This is a genomic window from Chitinibacter sp. GC72 (assembly GCF_009760905.1).
GTDB lineage: Bacteria > Pseudomonadota > Gammaproteobacteria > Burkholderiales > Chitinibacteraceae > Chitinibacter.
The window spans coordinates 61,537-67,536 of the sequence record NZ_VIRW01000016.1 but is presented as its reverse complement, the minus strand read 5'-3'; the positions used below and the strand labels follow the sequence as shown (position 1 = coordinate 67,536).

At 50.8% G+C, this 6,000-nt stretch carries 5 protein-coding genes; 2 read left to right on the top strand and 3 right to left on the bottom strand.

The window, feature by feature from the left end:
- The 3 genes from FLS37_RS12715 to FLS37_RS12705 form a co-directional block, all read right to left on the bottom strand.
- Positions 1-180 (bottom strand): hypothetical protein (locus FLS37_RS12715; protein ID WP_157315105.1); only part of this gene is annotated, 180 nt, incomplete at its 3' end.
- Positions 181-200: 20 nt separating this feature from the next.
- A complete protein-coding gene (locus tag FLS37_RS12710) occupies positions 201-752 on the bottom strand; it encodes a hypothetical protein (protein ID WP_157670351.1) in 552 nt (183 codons plus the stop codon).
- Between the two features lie 605 nt (positions 753-1,357).
- On the bottom strand, positions 1,358-2,287 hold the full coding sequence (locus FLS37_RS12705) for an endonuclease/exonuclease/phosphatase family protein (protein ID WP_157670350.1): 930 nt from the start codon (positions 2,285-2,287) through the stop codon (positions 1,358-1,360).
- Between the two features lie 339 nt (positions 2,288-2,626).
- On the opposite strand from FLS37_RS12705, the gene FLS37_RS12700 reads away from it, so the two are divergent.
- The gene (locus FLS37_RS12700) at positions 2,627-3,442 is read left to right on the top strand and encodes a hypothetical protein (protein WP_157670349.1); all 816 of its coding nucleotides are present in this window, start codon (positions 2,627-2,629) and stop codon (positions 3,440-3,442) included.
- A gap of 1,715 nt (positions 3,443-5,157) precedes the next feature.
- Positions 5,158-5,952: a phytanoyl-CoA dioxygenase family protein gene (locus FLS37_RS12695; protein ID WP_157670348.1), complete on the top strand. Its 795-nt coding sequence runs from the start codon at positions 5,158-5,160 to the stop codon at positions 5,950-5,952.
- Positions 5,953-6,000: the final 48 nt, after the last annotated feature.

Sequence of the window (6,000 nt, the reverse complement as noted above, 5' to 3'; positions counted from 1 at the left end):
AACCATTTGTTCGCTCATGCGTAATATTTTGCTCACGGTCTTGGGCGACTCTCCTTCGTGCAAAGCCAATAAACCCAAGGCGCGTGGGCGAAAATTGGCGTGATGATGCTGTTGCGCCATGCTCTCTAACATGACGATTTCATCGGGCGTGAGTGGTTGACCTAAAAGATTACGTTTCAAGCTTGGCTCCTATGAAGAGCCTATTTTGAAGCAAAATTCATTCCAATTAGTTGCAAGGAACTACTTATTTCTGAGCTGCTACCACATGACCTTAATACACCACAGACTACTTCAGCATCATTCCAAGAACAACTTATAATTTTTCGGATTTGATATAGTAGCGTCCTAAACTCAGAAGGAATATAGATTGAGATTTTTGATAAGGTGTAGACCATTTTTTTATCTTGTTCTAATCTCAGATCTTCGAGCTCACCTGGGTAAGGTATGTTGTTTGCAATTGCTTGCACATAAGTATTGAACATTAAATTATGCTCAGTTATTGCGCCATTTATTTCTTCAAGCAATGGCAAAACTCTTTCAAGTTTTACTTGTTCAAATTCTACCTGTTTTAAAGTTAGATCTTTTTGAATTGAAAGGGCATTTCCTACTTCTTGTGTTTGTTGTTCTAATTTGTTTTTCCACCAAATCTCAAAAGCTGATTTTAACGCGAATTTCCAAAGGCCGACAATAAATGCCAGCGCAGTGGCCCACTCAAGTAGGTAAATTTTTTTTAGCAATACTAGCAGATCCATAGTAAATTCCAATTGACTATTCCATTAATGCCTAATTCGAAGCTGACCGTGCTCGCTGGAGATGATTAGCGAGACATCGCGCGTGCGGTATTTATTTATGCAATTAGTTGCGGACGGTCAACTGGAAAAGATTATCACGTCTGAAAGACGGTTTCTGGCCAATTGCAGCCAATTTAATTTCAAAGATTGTAATGACTTTCAGTGCCTTCGGCACGATGTTTTTGGTGCGCGTTCCGCCGCGCAGACAGGCAGGGGGCTTTACTTGCACCTCACAAAGTCTGCGACTTTGCGGGGACCCCGCACTTCGCCAATTTCCCCTGCACCCCAAAAGCGACCCGGGCTCAAAGCGCTCCGCGCTGCCCTTGCTTCGTCCTTCATGACCAGTTCCAAACGATACCGCTGTTTGTCTCCCTCCTTGCTGCGGTTTTCGCTACACGGGAATTCAAACCCCAGCTTCACCAGCGCGGCATATACCCACCTATGTGTAGTGCTCTAGGCTAGCCTTGAATTGGCTTGGGTGAATATACCCCAGCTTCCAGTTAGGGTGTGAAACGTGAAACGTTGAGCACCATTTCGCACATCTACCCAACGTGCGCACGGCGTACCTACAAGGCTGGTATTTGCACCATAATCGGCCGGTGATCCGACCCCAAGGCTGGCCCGATTGTTAGTCGTGCGCTGATGCCGCGTGCCAAGGCGCGATCCAGCGGCAGTAGCGGCCAGCCAATGATGGGTGACCAGCTTGGCGCGAGCTTGAAGCCCAATTCAGCCAAACCTGCTTGAGATCGAAACGCTCGATAAATCGGCGAAAAGGGCGTGATATTGAAGTCGCCCAACACCAACACTGGCGCCGATTCCTGCGCGATTTGTTGCGCCAAATAGCGCAATTGCTGATCTCGCGCCGCGGCTAATTCGGCGCCCAGTGGTGGCGGGGGATGGATGCCGTACACGACTAAACCATCAGCCAGCTCGACCCGCAGGTGTGGATATTGTTGCGGCATGGCGGGGGAGAAGCGCACTTCACAATGGCGCGGCGCCTGCTTGAGCAAGAGTGCAATGCCAAACGGGTTGTCTTCCCATGCCGCACAGCCATGCGGTAGCGTTTGGCGTAAGGTGCTCAACTGGCTTTGCCACTCAGTTGTGGCCTCGGTTAGCAAAATGACGTCCGCGCCTTGCGCGTTTAACCATTGCTCGACGTTGCGGTATTGTGTGTTGGCAATGAGCAGATTAAAGGCAATCGCTGTGCTGGGGTGGTATGCCCCTGTAGGGCTTGGTGTATATAGTGCCCAGCCATATACTGCACCGACTACAGTCACTAAAACAAAGCCAAAAATCCGCTCCCGCAGGCTGCTGGCGAGCAGCAAGCCAGCCATGGCAAGGAGCAGATAAATCGGCAGAAAATGGCTAAATAACTCTAGCCACCAAGTCAGCCCTGCTAAGCTTGTCAGCAGCAGCCCCAGTATGGCCAGCCATAGCGCACGTTGTGCCAACTGGCTGCGTAGGCGCGGCCAGAAAGTGCTTTGTTTGATCATCATGGTGTCGTTAATCACTCAGAAGGTTGTAGGCAAGCGATGATGATGGGGCAGGTGTCGTAAATCAAAGAAACAGGCAGGCCGGTAAATTTGGCAGCTCTCGACCCCGAGTAGAAAGTGCTTTTAGGGTGTGAAACACGTAGTGTTGCGCGCCATGACGTAGCATCGCGTGCGCGTGGCGCACACTGCAAGGGCTATTTTCAATTAATCCGAAGAAAATTTGACCCGAATTGGTGCGTTTGGTTACTCTTTGTGAAAGTAATTTACAAGCCGTTGCCGCGGTCATCCAAGTTGGGGAACCCGGCGTATATTCAGTTCACACATTCGGAATAATTTTCACTTATGAACGCAGCACAGTTATTGAATCAGTATCAAGTCACGATGGATCAAGCGAAAGACTGGATCATGTCTCACCTCTATGATCCGGCTTTAGTTTTTAATACAGCCCGCAGCATTGGGCTCACTAGCAATATGCTGGCTGAGATTGTAGCGCCAGTCGTCCCCGGTGTAACGGCGCAGCAGGTTGAAGATTTTTTCACCGCCCAAGGTTTAGCTGGTTTTCAATTGCGCGGCAGCATTGTGGATACGACCCCCCCAGCGGATTCTCGCGAGTTTCTGCCTGAGGATATGGCGGCACTGTCCTCGCTAGTGACCATGAATACCCATTCTGGCGTGCTCTCTACAGAGGCCTTGCGTAAAGCTGCGCTGGATAATCTTTCCAATGATGCTAATTATTACGCCTTATTTAACCCTGCAAGCTATCAGGGGGCAGCAGATCAGTATTTTTCCGGTGCTGAATTAGGAATTGCCGGGCATGCCGGTTTCGCCGCGACCACAGCAAATTTGGAGTCCGTGTATTACGGCACCGTCATCAACACCATCCAGGCAATTGATTACAGTGAGATTCAGGCGATTAATGCATTTACTAAGAAATATGACGTTATTGCCATTGAAGCACGCCCGGATCTGTATCCAAAGCAGGCGAACGAACTATTTGCCTTGTTGCAGTCGGTATTTGAAGATCCAGCCAGCCCGCCGATTTATACTGATCAGACTTTGGCGCAAATTATTGTGCAATCCACCGTCGGGATGGCGGGGGAAATCTCAAACGGGGATGGAAGTGCCTTGTTTGATGGCATCCTGTCATCTTATTTCTAAGCAGACCAATAACTTCTGAACCATCTCCCATGGTTGTGTTTGTGTTGTTCTTTACTGCTGTTACCGGTCTGAGCAAACCCAGTAATTGAATACGATCACCGATTAGTTCATTAGTACTTCTGCCTTCAACGCTTGGTCATTGCGGGCAAAAGTACTTTCAGTGATTTCAAATCGCCCACCTGCATCGCATTTTATCTCCGTTAGGCAGCCCATATACGCGAAGGCGGGGTTTAATTTGGGCGGGTTTCGACCCAAAGCGGTCAGTGATACATACAAAGAAAATGGACAATCTGGTTGAATGCCTTATTAATGCCGCAGCCGATTACATTGGGTCATACATAATCTTTGATGCCAAATAGAAAAGTAATCCACATGAAGTAATTGATAAGCATTATGCACATAGTGCATGCGCCAAATGCTCCTGTAGGGATAGCGACCAGTAATCCTAGCTTCTTCTTTATCAGGCAGCCATACATTGCACCCAAAGAAACTGCACCGAGAATACTGTAAATCAATACAAGTGGGCCAATTGAGAAGCCAACCAGATAAGTAGTGGTGCATAACCAATTGGAAAGTCTCAACTACCTCCTGCGTAGAAGGCGCTTGGTAACTGGCTTTGCCACGACACCGGTTCGAAGCTTTTCCAATCAGTTGCACGAAATTACTTATTTAAAAAATACGCTCAAAAGTAGTGGCATGACGAAACAGATTAAAGTCCAAAACCATGCGGTACGAATAGTCATGTGAGGCCTAACAATTTTTCAAACGAGCTAGAAGGCGCAATCCGTCTAAAGCACTGCGTAACACTTCCGCTTCTGGCCGATTGCAGCCAATTTCATTTCAACGATTGTAATGATTTTCAGTGCCTACGGCACGATGTTTTTGGTGCGCGTTCCACCGCGCAGACGGGCAGGGGTATTTGCTTCTGCAAATACCCCTGCACCCCAAAGCAGCCCCCGGCATCCGCGTCGGCTGCGCCGATGCCCTCGCTGTGGACAATCGGCAAGGCGGCGGGCTTTAACAAAACAGAGCCCGCCGAATTCCCTTGCCAATTGTTCCTCGCTCGGCGCTGATGCAGGGGAGCCCATGCACCCAACGATTTCTGCCTATACATGCCTAGGTGTTGCTCTGTAGATCAATTTATATATGATCTGTGGCTATATACCCATGCTTGTTCTATTCGCTCTCTATGGGGTAGGGCTTGAAATCACCTGTCGCCAATCGCCGAAGGAGTGGAGCGAGACAAATGGCTTTATCGTTTGGCTCGCGACCGACTGAGGCGTGGCGGAGCTTGGCAACTTGTTGCCTTAGCGTAGACCGTGGCCTAAGGCTAATAGCCCGGAGAGCCGCAGGCGGGGGGGCTCCTTTGGGGTGTTGGGGGCTTTGGAGAAGCGCGGGGTGCAAGTAAAGCCCCCAACCTGCCCGCGCGGCGGAACGCGCATTCAAACATCGCGGCGTAGCCGCATAAAACCCAAGCTCGCGCAGCGAGTTTTGCGGCGCCTTGCCAATGGCCGGCGAAACGGCCGGTTTATCGCCTGCGACAGCAGGCAAGGCGTCGCATGAAAAAACCGCCCAGCTTGTCGCTGAATTCTTGGGTTAACCTGCATTGGGATTCATCGCCGTCTACGCTGTATGGCTAGCAATGATGGGGATTTGCGCATGGGCTTGCGTCTTTCATTGCAGTACAATCGGGCTCTGCTTTGTGGATGATGACTGTGGCGATTATTTCTTTTTCCGATTTTAGCGATGTGAATGCGATTGCTGCGGCGTTTGCGCACGATGGTGTGGTGATTTTGCGTGGATTTGCCCCTGCCGATCAGGTGGCGGCGATCCGTGCTGAGGCGATGCGCCAGCTTGAGCTGCGTCTGCCGCCGCTGGAGCTGGAGGCCGAGCTGGGCTACCCGGGCGCGCCCAAGTCGGGTGATGAGCAGGGCGGCTCAACCATCCGGCGTTTGCGCGGGATGGCGACGCGTGATCCGGTTTTTATGGATTGGGCAGGGCAAGCATCCGTGTTGCAATTAATCGGCCAATTGCTCGGTTGCGCCGAGATTACGCTGACGCAGGCGCATCACAATAGCCTGATGACCAAGCAGCCGAGCTTTAGCAGCGATACCTTGTGGCACCGCGATGTGCGCTACTGGCGCTTTGCCCGCCCCGAGCTGGTGTCGAGCTGGCTGGCGCTGGGGGATGAATCACCCGCGAATGGCGGGCTGGGTTTTATTCCCGGCTCGCATCTGGCCGCTTTTCCCGAAGACGCTTTTGACGAGCGCGAGTTTTTATTGCCGACGCATCCGGCGGCTGTATCGTGGGTGGAAAAAGCTCAATTTCCTACGCTCTCTGCGGGCGATGTCGTGCTGTTTGACGCACGCACTTTTCACGCCGCCAGCCGCAATAGCACGACGCAAACCAAGTATTCCCTGGTGTTCAGCTATCACGCCAGTGACAATTTGCCACAGTCTGGCTCGCGCTCGGCCAGTTTGCCGGGTATTTCATGGTCAATTGAACGATAAGCTTGTAAGCTAGCACCTCCAATCACGACGCTAGATCGTGAATCGAAG

Excerpts from the sequence above, each read along its gene's own strand:
- FLS37_RS12705 (WP_157670350.1), bottom strand. The coding sequence starts at position 2,287 with ATGATGATCAAACAAAGCACTTTCTGGCCGCGCCTACGCAGCCAGTTG.
- FLS37_RS12700 (WP_157670349.1), top strand. The coding sequence starts at position 2,627 with ATGAACGCAGCACAGTTATTGAATCAGTATCAAGTCACGATGGATCAA.
- FLS37_RS12710 (WP_157670351.1), bottom strand. The coding sequence starts at position 752 with ATGGATCTGCTAGTATTGCTAAAAAAAATTTACCTACTTGAGTGGGCC.